Origin of the sequence: Acinetobacter sp. KS-LM10 (assembly GCF_036896575.1) — a bacterium.
GTDB lineage: Bacteria > Pseudomonadota > Gammaproteobacteria > Pseudomonadales > Moraxellaceae > Acinetobacter > Acinetobacter avistercoris.
Window position 1 is genome coordinate 1,000,084 of sequence record NZ_CP145906.1, and the last position, 20,497, is coordinate 1,020,580.

A 20,497-nucleotide genomic window follows, 5' to 3' on the forward strand; every position below is an offset into this window, starting at 1 on the left:
TTCAGATGCACATCATCTGTAAATATAATGCCAAGAAATGTTTAAATTGAAAGCCTTTTTGATATGATCGAGATAATTTAAATTTAACATTGAGAAAGTAAATGACGACCTTAAAAAATGATCGTTTTCTACGTGCATTGTTACGTGAACCTGTAGATTGCACACCAGTATGGATGATGCGTCAAGCAGGTCGTTATTTACCAGAGTATCGTGCTACACGGGCTACTGCTGGTGATTTTCTTTCTTTATGTAAAAATCAAGATTTTGCCTGTGAAGTCACTTTACAGCCGTTACGCCGTTATGATCTTGATGCAGCGATTTTATTTTCAGATATTTTAACGATACCCGATGCTTTAGGATTAGGACTTTATTTTGAAACAGGCGAAGGTCCTAAATTTCGTAAAACCATTCGTACTGAGCAGGATGTGGCGAACCTACCGAAATTTAATGCGAAATCTGATTTAGATTATGTAATGAATGCGGTTTCGACTATTCGTTCAGCATTGGGTGGGCAAGTGCCTTTAATTGGCTTCTCTGGAAGTCCATGGACACTTGCAACTTACATGATTGAGGGAGGTTCAAGTAAAGATTTCCGTTATACCAAAAATATGATGTACGCCCAGCCTGAAGTTTTGCATGCTTTGTTAGATCGCTTGGCAGATGCGGTGATTGATTACTTAAATGCTCAAATTGATGCAGGTGCGCAAGCGATTCAAATTTTTGATAGTTGGGGTGGTGCATTAGCACACCGTGAATATCTAGAATTTTCACTGAAGTATATGCAGAAAATTGTAAATGGTTTGAAACGCGAAAACGAAGGTCGTAAAGTTCCAGTCATTTTATTCACCAAAGGTGGCGGTCAATGGCTAGAGCCAATGATTGCGACGGGTGCTGATGCTTTTGGTCTAGATTGGACAACACAATTGAATGTTGCACGTCAAACAGTGAATGGTCGCGCAGCATTACAAGGAAACTTAGATCCTGCAACGCTATATGGCACACCTGCAAGTATTGAAAAATCAGTCAAACTAATGTTGGATGATGCCTATGCGAATGGTGAAAAAACGGGCTATGTGGCGAACTTAGGACATGGAATTACACAGTGGGTCGATCCTGCAAATCCAAAAGTATTTATTGACACTGTGCATGAATATAGTGCGAAATACTTAGGCTGATATTGTTGTAGCTTTTATGAACTTTTTGAAATCAATTTTTGAATTTCACCATAAGGCAGCTTACGCTGCCTTATTTGGTATTTTGCTCCTGATTGCATTTGCCATAACTTCACCCATGGGGAATCAGGAATACTACGGATTATTCCGATACGATTATTTGTTATTTTACGCATTGATTATTCAAGCCTGTTTAATTCTGCTCAAACTTGAGTCTTGGGCAGAAGCCAAAGTCATTGCTATTTTCCATATCATGGCCATGCTTATGGAAATCTTTTTAACCCATCCTCAAATCGCATCTTGGTATTATCCTCAACCTGCTGTATTTAAAATCATGACGGTACCTCTTTTTGCGGGGTTTATGTATTCAGCTGTGGGCAGCTTTTTTGCACGGTCTTTACGTTTGTATGAAGTGTCATTTACACGCTTGCCGACCTTTGCCAATATGCTGTCGTTGGCTATTTTGTCTTACCTTAATTTTATGACTAAGTTTTTTATAAATGATTTTCGGAATGTACTGTTTTTGTGGAGCATCGTCATATTCTGGGATACTAAAATTTATTTTAAACTTCAGCATCATCAAATGAATTTACCCATGTTGCCTGTTCTGCTTGTTTTGGCATTTATTATTTGGATTGCTGAAAATATCAGTACCTTTTATAAAATTTGGCTCTATCCATCTCAAGTGGAGACTTGGCATGTGGTGGGGTGGGGTAAAATTGGATCGTGGTATTTACTCTTATTACTGAGCTTAGTTTTGGTCTTAAAAATACTGGGACAGCGTGATCAAACAGGTCAATGGAATTTAACCAAATAGCGCGCTATTAAAAATGAAATTATTTTAAAAATTTAAGTACTTCAATAGCTTAAATTTGATTCACCAAAATATTGTGATTTGTTTTGCCTTATCAGCAAGATAACGCTATCTTTATGCAGTGTAAGGAAGTTTTACACGCTAAAGTATATAAATAACATTCAAATATTAATAATTCTGGAGCATTAATATGTTAAAAAAAATGATTTTAGCAGCAGTAGTGGCAGTCGGTTCAACAGCTGCTTTTGCTGACAAGGATGTGGGTTGTGGTGTCGGTTCACAAGTATGGGCAGGTCAAACTGGTAAAGTTCCTAAAATTTTAGCAGCGACAACGAACGGTATTTTTACCAACCAATTATTGGGGATCACTTTTGGTACTTTAGGTTGTAGCGGTACTGGCGCTGTTACAGCACAAGCGGTTACTTTTACCAATGAAAATGCTGAAACACTGGCGCGTGATATGGCGGTAGGTCAAGGCGAAAGCTTAAATGTACTTGCTGAATTATTAAATATTAAAGCAGACGATAAAGCACGTTTCTTTACAGTATCTCAGCAGAATTTCTCAGAAATTTATTCAGTTGAAAACCAAAACTCTTTACAAGTACTGGCTTCATTACAAGCAGTAATGGCGAAAGACGAAGTACTTAAAGCTTACGTATAAGTTTTAATGAATGAAACCCTGTCAATTGACAGGGTTTTTCCTGCTCAGTAGATGATAAATATAAATTTAAATGAATAAAAATGCTTTAGCTTTCACACTATTGAGTTCTACCTTATTGATATCGTCAGTGACCTTATCTGCTCCTCTACTTAAGTCTGAATCCTTAGATCTTATAACTTCAAGTCAAAGTGCAAGCCGTTATATTTTACAAGCCCAGCAGCAAAATATGGCTGCAGATGTGACATGGCAACGATTAATGTATGCCGATCGAAAAGGTAAAAGTGAGGTGAGCTACGACGGATACTTTTTTTCAGACTCCGGAAGAAATAATCTAAACAAAGAATTAGACGCCAATATTCAATCCTTGTTTGATCAAATGGAATCGAATCAATCGATTCGTTGTCGCTTTCCAGCACGTAGTGAATGGCTCATACAGCGACTCAATATTCCAATGACAGACTTGCCCAAGATAGCGTGTCCGGAACTCGATGATTGGATGTCACACATTAAACCGCATAAAGCCACTTTAATATATGCGACCGACTTTATGGGGAACCCGAGTTCAATGTTCGGGCACACTTTATTGCGTCTAGACCCTAAAAATCAAAAAGAATTAAATTTGGTCTCATATGCAGTGAATTATGCAGCCACTGTCAATAATCAAGATAACTGGTCGTATGCGTGGAAGGGTTTGGTCGGTAAGTATCCTGGTGAATATTCTTTAATGCCTTATTACCGTAAGGTGAAAGAGTATGGTGATTTTGAAAGTCGAGATTTATGGGAGTACGAACTTAATTTTAATGAGAAAGAAACTCAGTTTTTGGTAAAGCATCTTTGGGAAATGAAACATGTTACTTTTCCCTATTATTTTGTGAGTGATAACTGTGCATATCGCTTATTGGGTTTAATTGATTTAGTGCGTCCAAATCTCAATTTAAAAGATGAGTTCGTCGTTGCTGCAATTCCTATTGAAACGATTAAATCGATTGCTCAACAAGATCTCATCAAGGAAACGGTTTACCGTCCAGCATTAGAAACACAATTACTATCGCAAGCAAAACAGCATGGTGTTGAATTAGCCAAGCGTGCTCATACACTGGCATTTGCAGATATGAATGAAATGTCAACGCAAGTCAATCAGCTTTCAGCATTGGATCGTGCCAAAGTATTGGAGATGGCTTACGATGACCTCTATTTACAATTCATCGGTCGGCAGGTAGATGAAGCATTTGCTCAACCTAGATTACGTCAATTGTTGGTATTACGAAGTCAAATTAAAGAAGATAAACAACGTAAAGCACCAGATACGCCTAATGTTGATCCAACTCAATCGCACCATGCTCGAAATCTCTCCATAAAGACAGGTGAAGTTCAAGGGCAAAGTTTTGTCGAAGTAGGGCATCGTCAGGCGTACCATGATTTGATTGATCCACATGGGGGGTATCGGATTGGTACTCAACTCATGTTTTTGGATTTTTCATTCCAATATCGAGAAGACCATTTAAAGCTCAATCATCTTGATCTATTGAGTGTGAATTCATTTAACCCTATCACGCCTTTTAAAACACCATTGAGCTGGGGATTTAATGTCGGATGGCAACAACAATCCTTAGATGGACAGGGTCAATTTAGCGAACTTGAACAACATGGTGTGCTGAATATAAAATCTCAATTTGGCTTCAGCATGGCTAATCAAGAGCGTAAACATCTGTGCTATGTTCAGGTTCAAAATCAATTTCAAGCAGGAAAAGCCTTAGATAAGGGCTGGCGTTTGGGAATAGGCCCGACCTTAGGCTGTCAAAATATTTGGAGTGATCGTATCAATACGCTCAATCAGATTGAGCTGCCATATTGGGAAGATTCTCATACGTGGAATATGCGTTTTAATTCAAATATTCAATTTCAGTTTAATCCTCAAAATGCTTTGCGCTTCGGTTGGGAGTATCAATCTCAACAAGACCGTGACTGGGATAAATGGAATATTGCTTACCTGAACTTTTTCTAAAAATTTTCACTCATTCTTTTTGTGAAATCAAATCCAGAAAGATTCGAAATCCACAAACTATTTAAAAGTTGGACATAAAATCATCAATATAAAATCTAATAATCTACTGACAATTTTATTTCTCATAATTTTATATAAATGATTTTGGCTTCGCTTTTTAGCTGAATAGTGTCTTATTTTTTTAATTTCAATTTGCTAAGATTAGTTCATTAATTTCAGAAACTTGTTCTCAAAACTATATTAAAGACAAAACTGAATAAAAGAAGACTTTATAAAAGAAAGTTATGTTAAAAATGAATACTGAAAATTGATTTGATTCTAAAGAGAGTAATCAGCAGTATCTCAAGATGAAATATCTGTGATTTTAATGAACGTGATTTGATACTGAAAAATTATTTTGAGGCAAAAAAAAAGTTGAAGTTAAATATAATGTGGAATATTTATTAAACGATTTAAAATTATTTTTATAAAATAAATTCAGAAAATTTATAGATCAATGAAATCCCAAGCAATAAGATTTCATTGATTCATCGCGAATATTAAAATAAATTAAATCGAATTTATTTTTTCTCAGCTATTCGAGCAATTACTTCTTAGACTTTGTAGAGCTCTTTTTAGAAGTCTTAGATTTCGCAGATTTTGATGCTTTTGAACTGACTTTCGCTGGTTTTGAATTAACAGCTTTTTTATCAGTCGCTTTAGATTGTTTAGCCTTAGGTTGTTTTGCTTTAGATTCCTTAACTTTAGAGTCTTTAAGTTTCGACTCTTTGGTTTTAGAATCTTTAGTTTTAGTCGCCTTTTTAGTATCTTTGGTCTTAATATCTTTGGCTTTAGTGTCTTTGCTTTTCTCTTGCTTCGTTTGAGGCTTAGCTTTAGACGTTGATTTTTTTTCTATTTTTGCATTTTTTTCCTCTTTTTTAGTAACTTTAGATTGTTTTTTGCTTGGCGCTTTAGTCTTGCTACTTTTTTCTGCCTTTGGTTTATCTTTAACATCAGTTTTTTTCGATGCAGCTGGGGTTGATGTTGATTTCTTTGCTTTTTCTTGTGTATCTTTCGCATCTGTCTTCGATGACTTAGTTTTGTTCGCAGGAGTGGTTTTCTTTTGTGTAGTTGCCATGGTGAACATCCTTCATTCAGTTATGTTAGTTATGCAAAGTTGAAAATGACGAATCATTTGTCATATATCATTTGATCTTTACTGTAACGTTTAAACAGCCAGATTGGCTGTTACAGATGTGACTAATTGTTTGATTGTAATTTTGTTTTTTTAAGATATTGATATTATTAAGTTATTTAATATTTTTAAGAGACACTTATTACATTTGTATTACAGATCGGCTTTATATCTACATCAATCACTTTTTATCTAAGTCTAATCAGCATTGCATCATCATTCTGTAGATCTCTTTGATAAATAAATTCATAAATAAAAAAATCATTAACTGGCAATCAATTAATAGGAAAAAACTCTTTATCTATGAGGTAGAGGACCAGAATGAGAGAATACTGATTGTGATTTTGTGATGTAAAGAATAACTTTTGAAAAAAGGCTTTGGTATAAAAAGCATCAATGATTTTCTTGAAACTAGATATTTGAATAAAATGATTAATTCTCAAATTAAAATTTAAATTTTTTTAAAGCTCAGCTTTAAATTTTGCTTTAGATCTCAATTTTAAATTTCAACAAGAACATAATATTTTTTGACTGCTTGAATCACCTCAAAAGTCCCGACAAATCCTGGAGGAATAATCCCAGCATCACCCGCTTGAATTTCAATATAGGACTGAGTCTTTTGATTGTGTATACGAACTATACCTTCGATCACTTGAAAGAATTCTTGTTTATTTTCAGCAAATTCGATATTCCATGCACCAACTTCGCAGTGCCATATGCCACATCCCATATTTGGATGTTCATACATGCTTTCTGTTTGACGACGCGGATTTCCTTTTACCAATCTTTCGGGGCGAGGAAAGTCAGTACTTGAGTGACTTGGTGTTAAACCATGACCGGCTAAAAAAATCGATGACATTCTGACTATGCCTCAAAATTAAAAAATTTAATTCGAAAAAATAAACCCCAACACGAGTTGAGGTTCTTTAGTATTAATGACTTTCTGGAACGGCACTGAGAAATTCGCGACGGTCTTCTTTATTGGTTTTAAAGTCACCAAGAAAGGATACAGTGCGCGTTGTAGATTCTTGTTTACCTACACCACGCATCATCATACACATATGAGCAGAGTCGATCACAACAGCAACGCCACGCGCACCAGTCACTTCAGAAACGGCTTCAGCTATCTGCTGAGTCATATTTTCTTGAATTTGTAAACGACGAGCAAACATTTCTGTAATACGGGCAAATTTGGATAAGCCTAAAACATTGCCTTCTGGTAAGTATGCAATATGCACACGACCATAAAATGGCAATAAATGGTGCTCACAAAGCGAGTAGAATTCGATATTTTTGACCAGAACCATTTCACAATTATCAGAAGGGAAGACCGCTTTATTGGTCACTTCGTCAAGAGTGAGGCTGTAGCCAGATGTTAAATACGAAAAAGCTTTTGCAGCACGCATTGGCGTATCTTTTAGACCAGGACGATTAAGATCTTCACCAACGGCTGTAAGAATGTTGGCGTAGGATTGCTGCATAGACATAAGACGTGTTCACTTACACTGAGATTGAACAAGGACGGCATTGTATCAGAAAACAATTGCATTGCCGTATTTTGGTAAAAAAATCCAATTATTGACTAAATTTTGGGTTCTTTTCTGTACGTTTGAGTAAAACTAATACTGCACCAGTGCCACCTTGTTTTTCTGGGGCACTCACAAACGCGAGAACGTCACGATGCTGACGAAGCCAACCATTTACATACGTTTTTAAAATGGCTTCAGGGCCTTTGCCATGTACAATTTTAAGTACATTCTGATTTTCATCTTTTGCAATCTGAATAATCTGTAGTACAGCCATACGCGCTTCTTCAATGGTACAACCATGTAAATCGACAGCTTCAAACCAGCGTAGATTTCCTGCTTTTAGATCTTCAAAAACCTTATGCTGTAATGTCGCAATTCGATAGCTTAAAACCGCTTGACTCGCGACAGGGTTTAACATCGCCTGTGTGTCAGAAAGAGTCGCTCCTTCGATCAACTGTGGACCTTCTGCAGCCGCACGTTTTGCCAAAGTTTGGCTATCGAGTTTTTTAATTTTCGATTTGGCTAACTTGGCAATATTTGAACTATCAATTTTTTGAACACCTTGCATCGATTTTTGGAACAATTCCAAATCGTCATCTTCAGGTGAAACTTCAGCCTGAATTTGAGGCTCAACGCGATTTTCCAAGGCTGTGGTATGTGGGTGGGTTATTTGCTTTTTAAAAGATTTGAGTAAGTTGTACTGATCTTTTGATAGCGAAGAGTCATGTTTGCTCATAGTTTATAAAACATGAAATAAGTTGAATTTCTTTAAATTATAGTCTGTATTGCTGCAAATGAGAACTGAATTGCATTCAGATTGCTTTTAGATCTCATTAATTTTCGGGATCTTTTTCAATTATAGAAATTTATAGCCACTTAAACGACTGCTCAAAGGGATGAACTATTCATTCTTGAATAATTGGAAATAGAGATTGGAAAACGAAAAAATATCACAATATTGAATGCTAATAAGAATAAGTATCATTTGTATTTATATTGTTTTAGTATTGTTTTTCAATACTTTCAATTTAAATTAAGTTTTAAAGAAAGATAATAAATCCACCATATTGGTTATTTCTTTATGATTAAATCTGTCCGCTTTGGTCAAAAACCATTAGCTCTCGCAATAAAAATGATCTGTTTTTCTTCCAGTGCAGTTTTCACAACTACCTACGCAAATGAAGCTGAGAATAAAGCTTTAAATGAAGAAATGAATCAATTACCAGTAATCAGTAGCAGCGCAGAACAGCCAAGTGCGATTACAGAAAATTCAGGAAGCTATACAACAGGTAGAACGAGTACCTCAACGAAATTAAATTTATCCATCCGTGATACGCCTCAAACAGTAAAAGTATATACAAGACAATATCTAGATGATCGAAATATTAGCTCCTTTCAAGAGCTGATCGGTAATATTACAGGGGTTTCAGGTCAACGAACGGATGAACGTCTAAGACCCTATGCACGTGGCTTTGAAGTGGATTACTTTCTAATTGATGGCAAACCCACGTCAGCAAATCTTTCCGAAGGAGATTTGGATCTGAGTATTTATGATCGAGTCGAGGTGGTAAAAGGTGCGAATGGATTAATGACGGGTGCTGGAAATCCAGCCATGGGGCTTAATTTAATTCGTAAACATGCGAATGCCAAAGAATTAAAAGGGAATGTCGCGAGTTCAATCGGGTCATGGAATAGCTATGCGAGTTCGGCTGATTTATCTGCACCACTGAATAATGATGGTTCTTTACGTGGTCGAGTTTACGTTAAATATGAAGATGAAGATTCATTTATGGATCTTGCGGAAAGAGAACGCCGAATCGCGTATGGTGCTATTGATTATGATATCAGTGATCGAACATTATTATCACTTGCTGCAACGTATCAAGAATTAAATCGAGATGGTGTACGATGGGGTGGTTTGCCTGCTTTTTATAATGATGGTTCACGTACCAATTTTGATCGATCATTGACGGTGAGTTCTGATTGGACGTATTGGAACGTCAACACTTCAATGCTTTTTGCAGATTTAAAACATACCTTTACAAATGGTGTGAATTTAAATTTATCATATTTATTTAAAAGAGAAGATGCTGATTCTAACCTGTTATATACCACAGGAAGAGTTGATAAATTAACCAATACATTGGCTGTTAATGGCAATGTCTCTGTGTACGCTGATAGCCGACGAACTGATGAAAATAATGTCGATGTATTTGTTTCTGCACCATTTGAGATTGCAGGGAAAGAGCAAGAAATTATATTCGGGGGAGCATGGAATAAATCAGAACTTAAGAAGAATGATTTTGGAGGATCATTCTATACAGGGCAAAATGTTTTAAATGTTGACGCTTTAAATTTTAACCATATCAATACTCAGCTTGTTGTCCCTGTTTTGAGAAACCAGAAAGGTGTACTCAATAATAAAACGCAAACCGCTGCATATATTGCAGGTAAATTTCATATTCTTGATCCTCTCAAAGCTGTTGCTGGTATTCGTCTTTCAAATTGGGAGTTTGAAGCTGAAAATCAAATTGGAAATCGTGAATTTAACAATCAAGTTACGCCATACTTTGGTTTTGTATATGACTTAAATAAAAACTATTCTTTATATTCAAGCTATACCAGTATATTCAAGCCTCAAGATAAAAAAGCAGAAGATGGTGTCTACTTAGATCCAAGCGAGGGTAATAGTTATGAGCTGGGACTAAAAAGTGAGTATTTTGATGGTCAACTTAATGCTGCTTTGTCGGTCTTTAGAATAGAACAAGATAATTTTGCGGAATTATTATTAGATCAAAATGGTTCGAATATCAAAGTTAAAGATCAAAATGGAAATTTAACTGCTGAAAATGCCTATTACGGGGTCAAAGGTGTGACCAGTAAGGGTGTTGAGCTGAACATTGATGGTGAAATTAATGACCATTGGGGACTTAGTTTTGGTGTTGCTCATTTTGAGGCTAAAGATGCCAAAGGGAATAAAGCCAATACAAAAAACTCAAGAACCACTTCAGATTTATTTTTAAAGTATAAGAACGAGTCTTGGTTTGCGGGTGCAGGATTAAATTACTACAGTAAAATTTATACTGGCACAGGGTCTTCCCGTATAGACCGAGACGATTTATATCTTGCAAATTTGATGGTTGGATATAAGTTCGATCAAAACTTGAGTGCTCAAATCAATATCAATAATTTATTCGATAAAAAGTATTACGATGGTATCGGTTCAGATAATATGATTTGGGCGAACCCTCGTAATGCAACACTCACATTGCGTTATAATTTTTAAAACGTGATTTTATTCTTTTTGCTCACTGATGATGAACAAGAAAAACTAAAATTAGACCTCTTGCACCAACCAAAAAGATCATGGAGCGACAATAAATTCATATCTAAAAATGCCTTCTTCCTTTGTGAGAAGGCTAGGTTGAAGGTATACGAATTTGTGAGTTGGTTGTTGATTGTTGCTTGTTGCTTGTTGCTTGTGCATGTAAAAAATGACTTATGAAAACGTCTAATTCAATCAAATAAAAAATGAGAGCACATGGCTCTCATTTTTATTTCGTATCTAATCCTTTATACCTAACATAAGTTTTTAAATACAGGACTTCGCTTTATTTACTCATGATTTACTCAATAATTTACTCAATGTTACAGAGATAAATTTTTCACTCTATTTTGATTTATTTAATAGAGTGAGGTACACCAAATAAGTCACGGAATGCATGATCAGGGCGAGGCTGTTTCATAAAGCTTTCACCGACTAAGAATGCATGAATATCATTTTCTTGCATCATTGCAACATCAGCGGGTGTTGCAATACCGCTTTCAGTAACCAATAAACGAGATGCTTCAAGTTGATTCTTCAAACGCACTGAGGTGTTTAAATCCACATCGAAGGTTTTTAAGTTGCGGTTATTTACACCTAAAATACAACGCTCATTTAAGCGTAATGCACGCTCAAGCTCATCTTCATCATGGACCTCAACCAAAACATCCAGATTATGTTCGAAAGCAGTTTGTGACATTTCTTCCAATTGTTGATTGGATAAACTGGCCACAATTAATAGTACACAGTCTGCATGTAACGCACGTGCTTCGATTACACCATAAGGATCTATGAGAAAATCTTTACGGAGGGCAGGAAGCGAACAATGTGCACGCGCGATTTGAATGTTTTCATCCGCGCCTTGGAAAAAATCCACATCTGTAAGTACTGACAAACACGCAGCACCTGCATCTTCATACTGTTGAGCGATTTCAGCAGGATTGAAGTTTTCACGAATAATCCCTTTAGACGGCGATGCTTTTTTAATTTCTGCAATAACAGCAGGGCGCTTTTGTGCTAAAGCTTGAGCGAAACCACGTACAGGTGTTGCTGCTTTTGCAAGTTCTTCAACATCTTTTAGGCTATATTTCTTTAAACGATCAGCAAACTCTTCATGCTTACGTTCAACAATTTTACCCAATATGGTATTTTTAATATCGACCATGACGGATCTTCCTTAAATTTTAAACTTCGTAGTGCTTCATGGTTTTCGTAAATTCAGACAACACACTCATTTTTTCTAAAGCTTGTCCGCCATAGATAATGTCATGCGCCAGAGCGACACCTTGCTTATAACTAGTCGTTAGGCCTGAAACATAGATACCAGCACCTGCGTTGAGCGCCAGCATTGCTGCTGCTTTTTCACCAATGGCTGATTTTTTCTTGCCTAGAGCATCTTTAATGAGCGTCAAACTTTCATCAGAACCTTCAACAATGAGACCTGAAAGAGCTTGTGATTCAATATCTACACTCTCAGGGGTGATTTCCCACTCGGTAATTTCACCATTTTTAAGTTCAGCCACATAGGTAGAAGATGCAAGGCTAATTTCATCTAGACCGTCTTTTGAATGAACGACCATGACATGTTCAGCACCTAACTGTTTCATGACTTCAGCAATTGGACGACATAACTCATTGGAAAAAACACCGATGACAAAGCGTTTTACACCAGCCGGATTCGTAAGCGGGCCTAGTAAATTGAAAATACTACGAATGCCTAGTTCTTTACGAGGCGCAATCGCGTATTTCATTGCTTTGTGATGATTGGGGGCAAACAAGAAACCTACGCCCATTTCACGGATACAACGTTCCGTTTGTTCCATATTCAGATCAAGGTTAATCCCTGCTTTTTCCAGCAGATCAGATGAGCCTGACTTTGTAGATACACCACGATTACCATGTTTTGCAATCGTTGCACCTGAAGCTGCAATGACAAAACTCGATCCAGTAGAGACGTTAAATAGGTTTTGACCGTCACCACCTGTACCAACAATATCAATTAAGTAAGGTAAATCGCTCACATCAATTTTAGTTGCAAACTCACGCATGACGCGTGCAGCTGCGGTAATTTCATCGATACTTTCGCCTTTTAAACGTAAACCCATCATCAGGGCGCCTATTTGAGCATCAGTTGCCTCACCACGCATAATGGTGCGCATAACCTCTTCCATCTGTGGCTGAGTTAAATCGATATGTTTGGTAATATTATTTAAAGCTTGTTGGATATTCATATTCTGTTTTACGCTCATTTATGCATAATTTTCTAAAAAGTTCTTAAATATTTGATGACCATGTTGGCTCAAAATAGATTCAGGGTGGAACTGCACGCCTTCGACAGCTAATGTCTTATGCTTTACACCCATAATTTCCTCTATGGAGCCATCTGATTCTTGGGTCCAACAATTCACTTCAAGACACTCAGGCACACAAGTTTGATCAATCACTAAAGAATGATAACGAGTTGCTGAAAATGGAGAAGGAAGGTTGCTGAAAATCCCGGTATCGTTGTGATACATGTCCGATAGGCGGCCGTGCATGACATTTTTAGCACGAATAATCGAGCCGCCGAAGGCTTGACCAATCGCTTGATGCCCAAGACAGACGCCAAGTAGCGGAATTTTTCCAGCAAAATGTTGAATCGCAGGAATAGAGATACCTGCTTCAGATGGAGAGCAAGGTCCTGGACCAATCACCAAATACTGAGGTTGCCATCGTTCAATTTCCTCTAACGTGACTTGATCATTACGAACGACTTTTACTTCTTGTTCTAACTCACCAAAATATTGGACAATGTTATAAGTAAAGCTATCGTAATTGTCTATCATTAAAAGCATTTTGATAATAACCTATTGATATTTGTGAATGTTTTAAGTTCTACTCGGGGTATTACCCGTTTTGTTACCCGTTTCCCTCAAAGCATGAAATTTTATATTCCATAAAAAAGGCCTGCTAAGAGCAGGCTACTATATCACCTTTGGGTTTGAATTTTTCAACCTCTTTTTTCACTATTGATTCATACCAGAACACTTCTTTATCACTTAGGCGAACTGGAGCTGGAACCTCTCCATCTTGAATCATTCTGTAAAACTTGGTTCGACCTACAGACATGAGCCTCATAAACTCAGAAGCTCGAACACGACGGTCAATTTTCATCATCCACCTCACTTTCACGCTTATTTCTAGCGAAAATTGCATAGGCATCATCTTCGCTAAAGCTAATATCAATTAAGAAAAAGCCAGTTGGTGTGATAGGGTCCCATTTTGTGATATCAGCGTTATCCATCATGATTTCCCAATCATCAGAATTAATACTGCTTTCCATCCAAAGCATGACAGTGTCTATATCGAAGTGCTTCTTGAGGTCACTCCATTGTTCTTGCGATATAAATTCAGAATCACCAAAAGTTTCAAGATATTGTGAATAAACTGGATGAGTCCAAGTTCCCATTTCACTGCGAATAATTTCAGCAGGTTCTAATTGTTTTGTTTCCATCACTTAACTCCCAATTCATCTAAAAATTCTTTGCCATTCTTAAGCCACATCTTGCAAAACAGATCCCATCGAGCCCTCATCGCTTCATTCATTTGGCAATTAGTACCGATAAAAAGGGCATCTTTACCAGCTTTGTAATACTGGACACCGCATGGGGTAGGCTTGACTTTATAGCCACCGCAAAAGATGAATTGGATGAATGCTAGTTGTATTTTTTCAGGTACTTTCATTAGTCGCCCACCCATTTGCCACGGTTCACTGGATATATCGGCTGAGATTGCATTGGAACCGATACTTTCTTTTTAGGCGGTGCTTTACGCTCACGGTAAGGCTCAATATCACCAATCTTGGTCATGCGATTTTTGGGGTAGTTCGAACTATGTGGAACCCATGATCCAGCCCAGTAAAAAAAGCCTGTTTCATCATCTCTGTGAAAGCTAAGCATCCCACCCAAAGTGTCGTAATCCGTTGCTCCGACAGGGATGTTGTCGACTGACAAACTAATCATCATGGTCATTGGATAGCTCCCTGAACTTGAGTTAAAGAAGCCTTTCTTTGACCGCAAGCTTCAATCACATCTTGCTCATACTCAGTGCCTTTGAATGGTGTGTAGATAATCCCGAGTTCAGCAATATCATTAGAGTTGCCGATGCGTTCAATGGCCTCTTGAAATTGTGCTGCCAGTGCTTCTTCTTGAGATCGACCATCATTTAACCAAGCTAAGATTCGCTCACCAGTTTGCTTGGTAATTTGCTCACCATCATGACTAAACAAGCCTGTACGATCTTTGGTTGGTATCGCAACATGGTTTTCATGAAGCATATCGAGAGACACGGTAAGCTCATATTCAAATCCGTCACGCTGTTCACACTTCATACCGAGTTTGAGAATCTTGCGACCCTCACCCTGAACAGTCTCTGTTTTAGATCGCGTTGTGGTAATGATGTGAATGTCGGTTTGGAGTAGGGCATCGATAAATTTACGGTGCTTAGGTGTGGTTTCAGACCATGCTGACCATGTATTACCTTTGAATCTCGCAGCAGCTTTGTCATTTATTTCCAAACAACCACCACTACCAGTCCACTCATGTGATGCGCTATCAATAATCAGCACGTCATAACCCATGTTGTAAGCAGCTTGGATAGCACCCACAAAGCGCTCAGGTGAATAGGGTGGTCGCATAGGTAGAGTGTCAAACGTGAACTCAGTTGCATAAAGAGAAGCTGATTCATTCTCTGTATCGATAACTGCGATTCTAGAACCCAAGCCAGATGCCATTTGAAGTGCACTATATGTCTTACCTGAACCAGATGGGCCACTAAGGTTTAGTTTTAATTTTGCTTTTTTTCGTTCAGCTTTGGTGAACGCGAAGATTTCATTACTCATTATTATTCTCCCGATCAACCAGTTAGTATTTGATTGAAATATGTGGAATTTGGTTTTTAGCGATAGCTGTGATCAAGTCTTTAATTTGAATATCCGAAAGACCTGTATTTAGACCGAGCATTGCAGCTGAAACTTCTTGGTGAATTGAGCGCATATGTTCACGATTGGCTAGTCGAGCTTCTTCAGCTTTGCGTTCAGCTACGGCTTGAGCAGCTTGTTCAGCTATATTGCGAAGACGCTCAGCTTCAATCGCTTGCTGCTTATCAATTTCAGCTTGTTTAGCCTGTTGTTCAGCTTGAATTTTTAATTGCTGTTCACGCAAAACCGCAGCTTCTTTTTCAGCTAATAATCGAGCTTCACGCTGCTCTGATTCAGCCTTATCGCGTTGAACTTTTTCAGCTTCAAAACGTGCTTTTTCCTCAGCTTCACGATTGGCTTTTTCAGTTGCTTCACGTGCAATTTGTGCATCACGCTCAGCTTGGATGCGTGCTTGCTCAGCAAGGCGAAGGTTCTCTAATTCTGCTTGTTCGGCTTCGTATTTTTCACAGGCAACAAGTGTAGTGCGTAGAGCTTCAAGAGCCTCGAATTGAGTTAGTCTTGCTCTTGTTTGATACTCACCCCAAGATTCAACAGTGTCTATTTTTTCCAAATCTTCAATACGAGCTTTGATTTCGCTAGAATTAAGACCGTCAGTTAAAGACATTTGCTGAATTGATAGAATTCTATTTTCAAGTCCAGTAACTCGATCCTTTTCCGCTTGCTCCCAAGCATCACGCGGTGCAAGGATTTCATCACGCAAAGCGTCAAGTTCTTTCTCTGCTTGAATACGATCAGCATCAACCAGTTTGATTCGCGCTTTTTCTTCAGCAACTAAATCTTTACCAAGTTTTGAAATAAGCGTTTTAGACTTACTCACCTTCATTGCATTTGAACCAATGGCATCACGACCTTTTTTAGTTGTCACATCTGGTACATGCTTACGAGCTTCTTCAGCGATTCGAGCAACCAATTGCTGCGTACCACCAACCTGTGAAAACGCTTGTACAATCACGTTTTGCTCTATTTCTTGTAATTCAAATTTAGCATTCATATTCTTTTCCTTAAGCTGCCATTTCTTCTAAAATGTGGTTTTTGATCTTGGTCAATCGAGTCAAGTTATCAGTCATGTAGCGAATGCGCGTTTCGACTGAATAAGCATTTGATAGAAATAATCCGATAGACTCGAAGCCACGGCCCACATAGGTTATTGCGATTGTGTGACCGTCAAAATCTGACACTGTGTCGCGCTCATCTGACAATTCAACTAAGCTTTGTGCAGTTCGATTTAACACCGCAGTCAGTCGCGCTAATTCTATTGATTCAATCTGCTCAGAAAATTTAGGGATTGCGTTCATTGAGTAGCCTCCTTGAGTTTTTCGCAGAAGCTACCTAGAGTTTCAGTCTTAAAGACAAAATGACTCTCTTCGCTGCAAATAACAGTGAAAACATTAATCCCATTAACTTTGCTTTCGTATTCATTAAAAGGAAGGTCATCTTCGCTGGGTATAGAAACTCTTTCGATGTGCTCAGTTACGGCCACAATGTGCTCAGCGTTTAAAACCACATCTTCAACTTGAATAAATTTCACTTCCCACCTCCAAACTGAATCTGATGCTTAATCGCCATAGCATGTTGACGCTCCACATCATCAGCACAGCCACGCATAATGGTTAAAGACGTGAAGATGAAAGCTGCACCGATTACAACGATCAGCGAAATATTTTGAAGGGTAGAGATAGCGCCTTGAATGAAAGATGGATTCATTTCAGCCTGTGTCGGCTCTTGATAGAGGATCTGAGTCGTTTGACTCTTTGGATGTATTTGGTTCATAATTACCTCGTTGTTGTGAGGCCCAGTTCCCGTCGAAAGTTGCTGGGCTTTTTGTTGTCTACGAGATAAATATTAGCATACTAATATTGGTAGTCAATAAGTTTACTAATATTATTTTATTAAACTTATTTTTTGACTTATAATAGACAAAAGAAAACCCACGCGAGGTGGGTTTTCATTCAAAGCTTCTTTATTTTGTGTGGGTAAATATTACTGTTGCGATTATTGCTGCAGCATTAACTACTAAGAGCGATACAAGTGTAATCATGACTCAAGTTAAGTGTTGGTTAAGGTTAAATTATAATCCTTAAAGTACGTTTTATATACATATTTTTTTATTTTTATACAAAAGAAAACCCACGCGAGGTGGGTTATTTGGAGTTTGTTATGGATATTCAATGGCGCAGCTCAGAAAACTATATAAATAATCAATTTTTAGAAGAAAGAAGAACAACTCAACTAACAAAAACAGTTGAAGTAAGCTATAAGGTTGCCTCTATTGGGGATGATGATACTGAAAATAGTGATGTTAAAATAAATGGATTTTCATTCTTTTGTGATGATTTTTTAATTTATGCAGAAACAGAGCAGGATGAATTAATTTTAGGTGTAAACAACCACACATACTTAGAGTTTAAGCGTGTGGTCGAAAATGGTGAAGAATCTAAAAACCGATTCCGATTGATTGGAGTGCGTTCGGTAGATTCTCTAGACCAGCATCAAGTAGTGTTGTTGCAAGGTGTGTTATTAGCGCCGAAGGTAGATTATTTATCTCTGCAATAACCGACTCTTTTTGAGATTTTGGAAGTTCTGATTTTTCAATACGAGCAATAAGAAGTGCTTTAAATTGCTCTTCATCTATCTTTATAAAAACCGTGTTGAGCTTTTCGTTTATCTCTCGGGTTAAGCCGCCATTTTTTTCGAGAAAGTCATAACCTGTATGCGTGAGCCCATACTCACCAAAAGCATCATCGAGATTTTGATTTTCTCTCGATATCAGGTTATTGCTCTCTAGGTATTTAAGATTATATGTTAGTTCTTTAAAGCCAAACGTCTCAACAAGATTGTTAGCATTGAGATGCTCACCTTTTGCTTGACTTGCATGTACCAATCTCAGTAACTCTATCCACACTTTCTTGTCTATCACCCATCCTCTCCACCCGATCTAAAGGACTGCGTCGGGTTTGCAGTTTAAAAACCTATTGAAAACCAAGCTAAACCTGCTAATACAAAGAGCAACCCTAGCTGTATGTAGTCGTATTTATTCATTGCTTGTCACCTTTTGTTCTTTTTAAGCACTCATTTCCTTATGAGTAGGGTGATTTTTCAGTTATTTAATCCAGACAGCAAAATTAATAGAGCTATTTATACCTCTGAATACTTCTCCACAAACTCGTCTAACCATCCTTGAGCCACCTCAATATTGGTTATATCAACCAGCTTTAGATTAGTGCCTTCTGCTTCGTTAAATCCCTCAATAATGGCTTCAAAGATATTTGCCTCACTAATGACTTCGTGTGCAATTTCCCCAGCGTCATAGCTTTGCTTGGCTTTTTTGAGCGAGACTATTTGTTTATCAATTCCCGCACCAATCTTACCTAATGCCAACTTAAATTCTTGTCGATTAATCGATAGCGCGGTTTTGGATTTATTGAGGGTTGCGATCATTATTTTCTCTTTTCTTTTAGGAATTTTAATTACTCGGCTCGTCAAAGTTGGCGATCCGAGGGGGTATTTTTATTACCATCTTTCCAGTGTTGCAATTTGCCAAACCCAGCCATTGATTTGAAAATCTTGCTCTTTTATCTGGTCTACTGTTAATTGAATTTCTGGAAACTCATCTGAGTTATCCGAAACAATTCGAACACCACCAAAAGGCAGGTTATATAAGCGCTTGCAATAAAACAATCCACCAATACAAACAGCAAATATCTTCCCATCTTTAATAGTTTTTCTTCCTAAATCCACATAAATGGTATCACCATCTTTAATTGTTGGGCTCATCGAATCACCAGATGCGGTGGCAGCTATAGCATTATTTTTTTCAACCGTTAGATTTCTTAAAGTTGATTTTGCCATTCGTAATTTGCGTGTTTCATTAGCCATTGCCTCACTAATAGAACCAGAGCCACATGCAAAGCTAAAATCTTTGAAGAAAGGGATTTCCACTTCATCATCGTCAAGCGGTGTTTCGGAATCCCAAGTTTCGACTGGAACGAAATTGCTGTTCTCAACACCCGTTTGCAGCCAATAAGCATCAACACCCAAGTATCTTGCAATAGCAGGCAAGTGGGATGATGAATCCACACGTCCAGTTTCTAATTGACTATAAGCAGACTGAGTAATGTTGTTTGCCTCTGCCACTTCCAGTTGAGACTTACCAGCTTTCTTTCGAGCAAATTTCAGTCTGTCTTTAAGCATTTTAAAAAACCTCATTAGTTATCTTTAATATTATTAGCCAACTAATACTTAATCAAATAAGAATACTTATTGACTCTATATTAGTATTCTAATATATTGAGTGTGTTACTTATATTTTAATAAGAGAATGCTAATGCAAACCTTATACAGTGAATTGGTAGGGCACTTTGGCAGTCAAGAATCAGCTGCTAGAGCCCTAAAAGTTAGCCAATCAAACATCAGTGGCTACATCAAAGGCCGTTGGAACATGTCCGAAATCGTTGCACTTAGAGCAGAAAAGGCAACAAACGGAGTATTTAAAGCTATCGACCTTTGCCCATCCCTTAAAGAATTCCAATCCTTAACCGCATAGGAGCCATAAATGAGCCTCGAAAAAGAAGACGTAAGATTAAAACTCTCACCTGACATGAAAGCCCGATTGAACGACATCGCTGCGTTTAACGGTTTGGAATACAACAAGCAATTAACACTTCTCATCGAAAAATCCATCGTTGGTGAACATCATGCAGTAAGTGTCGCACTTGAGCGAATCGAAAGAAATAAGCGTGTGAGGGCGCACGAGGGCACAGTAGTGACAACGGGGTCACACAGTGGAAATGGCGGGCATAACCAAATTTTAGACATTAAAAAAGCCTGAGGTTAGAACTC

Annotated in this window: 26 protein-coding genes; 8 read left to right on the forward strand and 18 right to left on the reverse strand. The window is 37.7% G+C overall.

The window, feature by feature from the left end; all coding sequences use genetic code 11:
- The first annotated feature begins 101 nt into the window (after nt 1-101).
- The 4 genes from hemE (at nt 102) to V5M36_RS04480 (ending at nt 4,652) form a co-directional block, all read left to right on the forward strand.
- Nucleotides 102-1,175, forward strand: coding sequence for a uroporphyrinogen decarboxylase (hemE, locus tag V5M36_RS04465; protein ID WP_338562433.1), 1,074 nt, complete (start codon nt 102-104; stop codon nt 1,173-1,175).
- 16 nt (nt 1,176-1,191) lie between these two features.
- Nucleotides 1,192-1,989: a DUF817 family protein gene (locus V5M36_RS04470; RefSeq protein WP_338562435.1), complete on the forward strand. Its 798-nt coding sequence runs from the start codon at nt 1,192-1,194 to the stop codon at nt 1,987-1,989.
- A gap of 187 nt (nt 1,990-2,176) precedes the next feature.
- Nucleotides 2,177-2,647 (forward strand): DUF3015 family protein, encoded by a 471-nt coding sequence (locus V5M36_RS04475; protein WP_338562437.1) that lies wholly within the window; start codon nt 2,177-2,179, stop codon nt 2,645-2,647.
- Nucleotides 2,648-2,717: 70 nt separating this feature from the next.
- Complete coding sequence (locus tag V5M36_RS04480) at nt 2,718-4,652, forward strand: Lnb N-terminal periplasmic domain-containing protein (protein WP_338562439.1); 1,935 nt, start codon at nt 2,718-2,720, stop codon at nt 4,650-4,652.
- 586 nt (nt 4,653-5,238) lie between these two features.
- Here V5M36_RS04480 and V5M36_RS04485 read toward each other — a convergent pair.
- From V5M36_RS04485 to V5M36_RS04500, 4 genes are all read right to left on the reverse strand, one after another.
- Nucleotides 5,239-5,769: a hypothetical protein gene (locus V5M36_RS04485; protein WP_338562441.1), complete on the reverse strand. Its 531-nt coding sequence runs from the start codon at nt 5,767-5,769 to the stop codon at nt 5,239-5,241.
- Between the two features lie 556 nt (nt 5,770-6,325).
- On the reverse strand, nt 6,326-6,685 hold the full coding sequence (locus V5M36_RS04490; protein WP_338562444.1) for a cupin domain-containing protein: 360 nt from the start codon (nt 6,683-6,685) through the stop codon (nt 6,326-6,328).
- Nucleotides 6,686-6,758: 73 nt separating this feature from the next.
- Complete coding sequence (gene folE / locus V5M36_RS04495) at nt 6,759-7,307, reverse strand: GTP cyclohydrolase I FolE (RefSeq protein WP_338564040.1); 549 nt, start codon at nt 7,305-7,307, stop codon at nt 6,759-6,761.
- A gap of 94 nt (nt 7,308-7,401) precedes the next feature.
- The gene (locus V5M36_RS04500; RefSeq protein ID WP_338562447.1) at nt 7,402-8,091 is read right to left on the reverse strand and encodes a Smr/MutS family protein; all 690 of its coding nucleotides are present in this window, start codon (nt 8,089-8,091) and stop codon (nt 7,402-7,404) included.
- Between the two features lie 345 nt (nt 8,092-8,436).
- Here V5M36_RS04500 and V5M36_RS04505 point away from each other — a divergent pair, with 345 nt between their 5' ends.
- A complete protein-coding gene (locus V5M36_RS04505; protein ID WP_338562451.1) occupies nt 8,437-10,641 on the forward strand; it encodes a TonB-dependent siderophore receptor in 2,205 nt (734 codons plus the stop codon).
- A gap of 394 nt (nt 10,642-11,035) precedes the next feature.
- On the opposite strand, the gene trpC is transcribed toward V5M36_RS04505, so the two are convergent.
- From trpC to V5M36_RS04565, 12 genes are all read right to left on the reverse strand, one after another.
- On the reverse strand, nt 11,036-11,845 hold the full coding sequence (gene trpC, locus V5M36_RS04510) for an indole-3-glycerol phosphate synthase TrpC (protein WP_338562453.1): 810 nt from the start codon (nt 11,843-11,845) through the stop codon (nt 11,036-11,038).
- A gap of 19 nt (nt 11,846-11,864) precedes the next feature.
- On the reverse strand, nt 11,865-12,911 hold the full coding sequence (gene trpD, locus V5M36_RS04515; protein ID WP_338564043.1) for an anthranilate phosphoribosyltransferase: 1,047 nt from the start codon (nt 12,909-12,911) through the stop codon (nt 11,865-11,867).
- A gap of 18 nt (nt 12,912-12,929) precedes the next feature.
- Nucleotides 12,930-13,514, reverse strand: a complete 585-nt coding sequence (locus tag V5M36_RS04520; protein WP_338562455.1) for an aminodeoxychorismate/anthranilate synthase component II — start codon at nt 13,512-13,514, stop codon at nt 12,930-12,932.
- Between the two features lie 115 nt (nt 13,515-13,629).
- Nucleotides 13,630-13,833, reverse strand: coding sequence for a helix-turn-helix transcriptional regulator (locus tag V5M36_RS04525; RefSeq protein WP_338562457.1), 204 nt, complete (start codon nt 13,831-13,833; stop codon nt 13,630-13,632).
- Nucleotides 13,823-14,173 (reverse strand): hypothetical protein, encoded by a 351-nt coding sequence (locus tag V5M36_RS04530; RefSeq protein ID WP_338562459.1) that lies wholly within the window; start codon nt 14,171-14,173, stop codon nt 13,823-13,825. The genes V5M36_RS04525 and V5M36_RS04530 overlap by 11 nt, the downstream gene beginning before the upstream one ends.
- Entirely contained in the window at nt 14,173-14,403 is a 231-nt protein-coding gene (locus V5M36_RS04535) for a hypothetical protein (RefSeq protein WP_338562461.1), read from the reverse strand. Before V5M36_RS04535 ends, V5M36_RS04530 begins: the two co-directional genes overlap by 1 nt.
- Nucleotides 14,403-14,690 (reverse strand): hypothetical protein, encoded by a 288-nt coding sequence (locus V5M36_RS04540; protein ID WP_338562463.1) that lies wholly within the window; start codon nt 14,688-14,690, stop codon nt 14,403-14,405. Before V5M36_RS04540 ends, V5M36_RS04535 begins: the two co-directional genes overlap by 1 nt.
- Nucleotides 14,687-15,559, reverse strand: coding sequence for an ATP-binding protein (locus V5M36_RS04545; RefSeq protein WP_338562466.1), 873 nt, complete (start codon nt 15,557-15,559; stop codon nt 14,687-14,689). The genes V5M36_RS04540 and V5M36_RS04545 overlap by 4 nt, the downstream gene beginning before the upstream one ends.
- A gap of 22 nt (nt 15,560-15,581) precedes the next feature.
- Nucleotides 15,582-16,649 carry a hypothetical protein gene (locus tag V5M36_RS04550; RefSeq protein ID WP_338562468.1) on the reverse strand — a complete coding sequence of 356 codons (1,068 nt, stop codon included), beginning with the start codon at nt 16,647-16,649 and terminating at the stop codon, nt 15,582-15,584.
- Nucleotides 16,650-16,659: 10 nt separating this feature from the next.
- Nucleotides 16,660-16,953, reverse strand: coding sequence for a hypothetical protein (locus V5M36_RS04555; RefSeq protein ID WP_338562470.1), 294 nt, complete (start codon nt 16,951-16,953; stop codon nt 16,660-16,662).
- Nucleotides 16,950-17,186, reverse strand: a complete 237-nt coding sequence (locus V5M36_RS04560; protein ID WP_338562472.1) for a hypothetical protein — start codon at nt 17,184-17,186, stop codon at nt 16,950-16,952. The genes V5M36_RS04555 and V5M36_RS04560 overlap by 4 nt, the downstream gene beginning before the upstream one ends.
- Complete coding sequence (locus tag V5M36_RS04565; RefSeq protein ID WP_338562474.1) at nt 17,183-17,428, reverse strand: hypothetical protein; 246 nt, start codon at nt 17,426-17,428, stop codon at nt 17,183-17,185. The genes V5M36_RS04560 and V5M36_RS04565 overlap by 4 nt, the downstream gene beginning before the upstream one ends.
- A 387-nt stretch (nt 17,429-17,815) precedes the next feature.
- Between V5M36_RS04565 and V5M36_RS04570 the strand changes: the two genes are divergently transcribed.
- Nucleotides 17,816-18,211 carry a hypothetical protein gene (locus V5M36_RS04570; RefSeq protein WP_338562477.1) on the forward strand — a complete coding sequence of 132 codons (396 nt, stop codon included), beginning with the start codon at nt 17,816-17,818 and terminating at the stop codon, nt 18,209-18,211.
- A 582-nt stretch (nt 18,212-18,793) separates the two neighbouring features.
- Here V5M36_RS04570 and V5M36_RS04575 read toward each other — a convergent pair.
- Together V5M36_RS04575 and V5M36_RS04580 are read right to left on the reverse strand one after the other, a co-directional pair.
- Entirely contained in the window at nt 18,794-19,096 is a 303-nt protein-coding gene (locus tag V5M36_RS04575; RefSeq protein ID WP_338562480.1) for a hypothetical protein, read from the reverse strand.
- A gap of 72 nt (nt 19,097-19,168) precedes the next feature.
- On the reverse strand, nt 19,169-19,849 hold the full coding sequence (locus V5M36_RS04580) for an XRE family transcriptional regulator (protein WP_338562483.1): 681 nt from the start codon (nt 19,847-19,849) through the stop codon (nt 19,169-19,171).
- A gap of 133 nt (nt 19,850-19,982) precedes the next feature.
- Between V5M36_RS04580 and V5M36_RS04585 the strand changes: the two genes are divergently transcribed.
- Together V5M36_RS04585 and V5M36_RS04590 are read left to right on the forward strand one after the other, a co-directional pair.
- The gene (locus tag V5M36_RS04585; RefSeq protein WP_338562485.1) at nt 19,983-20,201 is read left to right on the forward strand and encodes a hypothetical protein; all 219 of its coding nucleotides are present in this window, start codon (nt 19,983-19,985) and stop codon (nt 20,199-20,201) included.
- Between the two features lie 9 nt (nt 20,202-20,210).
- A complete protein-coding gene (locus V5M36_RS04590; protein WP_338562487.1) occupies nt 20,211-20,486 on the forward strand; it encodes a hypothetical protein in 276 nt (91 codons plus the stop codon).
- Nucleotides 20,487-20,497: the final 11 nt, after the last annotated feature.

Coding starts and splice junctions, on each gene's coding strand:
- hemE (WP_338562433.1), top strand. CDS start 102: ATGACGACCTTAAAAAATGATCGTTTTCTACGTGCATTGTTACGTGAA.
- V5M36_RS04470 (WP_338562435.1), top strand. CDS start 1,192: ATGAACTTTTTGAAATCAATTTTTGAATTTCACCATAAGGCAGCTTAC.
- V5M36_RS04475 (WP_338562437.1), top strand. CDS start 2,177: ATGTTAAAAAAAATGATTTTAGCAGCAGTAGTGGCAGTCGGTTCAACA.
- V5M36_RS04480 (WP_338562439.1), top strand. CDS start 2,718: ATGAATAAAAATGCTTTAGCTTTCACACTATTGAGTTCTACCTTATTG.
- V5M36_RS04485 (WP_338562441.1), bottom strand. CDS start 5,769: ATGGCAACTACACAAAAGAAAACCACTCCTGCGAACAAAACTAAGTCA.
- V5M36_RS04490 (WP_338562444.1), bottom strand. CDS start 6,685: ATGTCATCGATTTTTTTAGCCGGTCATGGTTTAACACCAAGTCACTCA.
- folE (WP_338564040.1), bottom strand. CDS start 7,307: ATGCAGCAATCCTACGCCAACATTCTTACAGCCGTTGGTGAAGATCTT.
- V5M36_RS04500 (WP_338562447.1), bottom strand. CDS start 8,091: ATGAGCAAACATGACTCTTCGCTATCAAAAGATCAGTACAACTTACTC.
- V5M36_RS04505 (WP_338562451.1), top strand. CDS start 8,437: ATGATTAAATCTGTCCGCTTTGGTCAAAAACCATTAGCTCTCGCAATA.
- trpC (WP_338562453.1), bottom strand. CDS start 11,845: ATGGTCGATATTAAAAATACCATATTGGGTAAAATTGTTGAACGTAAG.
- trpD (WP_338564043.1), bottom strand. CDS start 12,911: ATGAATATCCAACAAGCTTTAAATAATATTACCAAACATATCGATTTA.
- V5M36_RS04520 (WP_338562455.1), bottom strand. CDS start 13,514: ATGCTTTTAATGATAGACAATTACGATAGCTTTACTTATAACATTGTC.
- V5M36_RS04525 (WP_338562457.1), bottom strand. CDS start 13,833: ATGAAAATTGACCGTCGTGTTCGAGCTTCTGAGTTTATGAGGCTCATG.
- V5M36_RS04530 (WP_338562459.1), bottom strand. CDS start 14,173: ATGGAAACAAAACAATTAGAACCTGCTGAAATTATTCGCAGTGAAATG.
- V5M36_RS04535 (WP_338562461.1), bottom strand. CDS start 14,403: ATGAAAGTACCTGAAAAAATACAACTAGCATTCATCCAATTCATCTTT.
- V5M36_RS04540 (WP_338562463.1), bottom strand. CDS start 14,690: ATGACCATGATGATTAGTTTGTCAGTCGACAACATCCCTGTCGGAGCA.
- V5M36_RS04545 (WP_338562466.1), bottom strand. CDS start 15,559: ATGAGTAATGAAATCTTCGCGTTCACCAAAGCTGAACGAAAAAAAGCA.
- V5M36_RS04550 (WP_338562468.1), bottom strand. CDS start 16,649: ATGAATGCTAAATTTGAATTACAAGAAATAGAGCAAAACGTGATTGTA.
- V5M36_RS04555 (WP_338562470.1), bottom strand. CDS start 16,953: ATGAACGCAATCCCTAAATTTTCTGAGCAGATTGAATCAATAGAATTA.
- V5M36_RS04565 (WP_338562474.1), bottom strand. CDS start 17,428: ATGAACCAAATACATCCAAAGAGTCAAACGACTCAGATCCTCTATCAA.
- V5M36_RS04570 (WP_338562477.1), top strand. CDS start 17,816: ATGGATATTCAATGGCGCAGCTCAGAAAACTATATAAATAATCAATTT.
- V5M36_RS04575 (WP_338562480.1), bottom strand. CDS start 19,096: ATGATCGCAACCCTCAATAAATCCAAAACCGCGCTATCGATTAATCGA.
- V5M36_RS04580 (WP_338562483.1), bottom strand. CDS start 19,849: ATGCTTAAAGACAGACTGAAATTTGCTCGAAAGAAAGCTGGTAAGTCT.
- V5M36_RS04585 (WP_338562485.1), top strand. CDS start 19,983: ATGCAAACCTTATACAGTGAATTGGTAGGGCACTTTGGCAGTCAAGAA.
- V5M36_RS04590 (WP_338562487.1), top strand. CDS start 20,211: ATGAGCCTCGAAAAAGAAGACGTAAGATTAAAACTCTCACCTGACATG.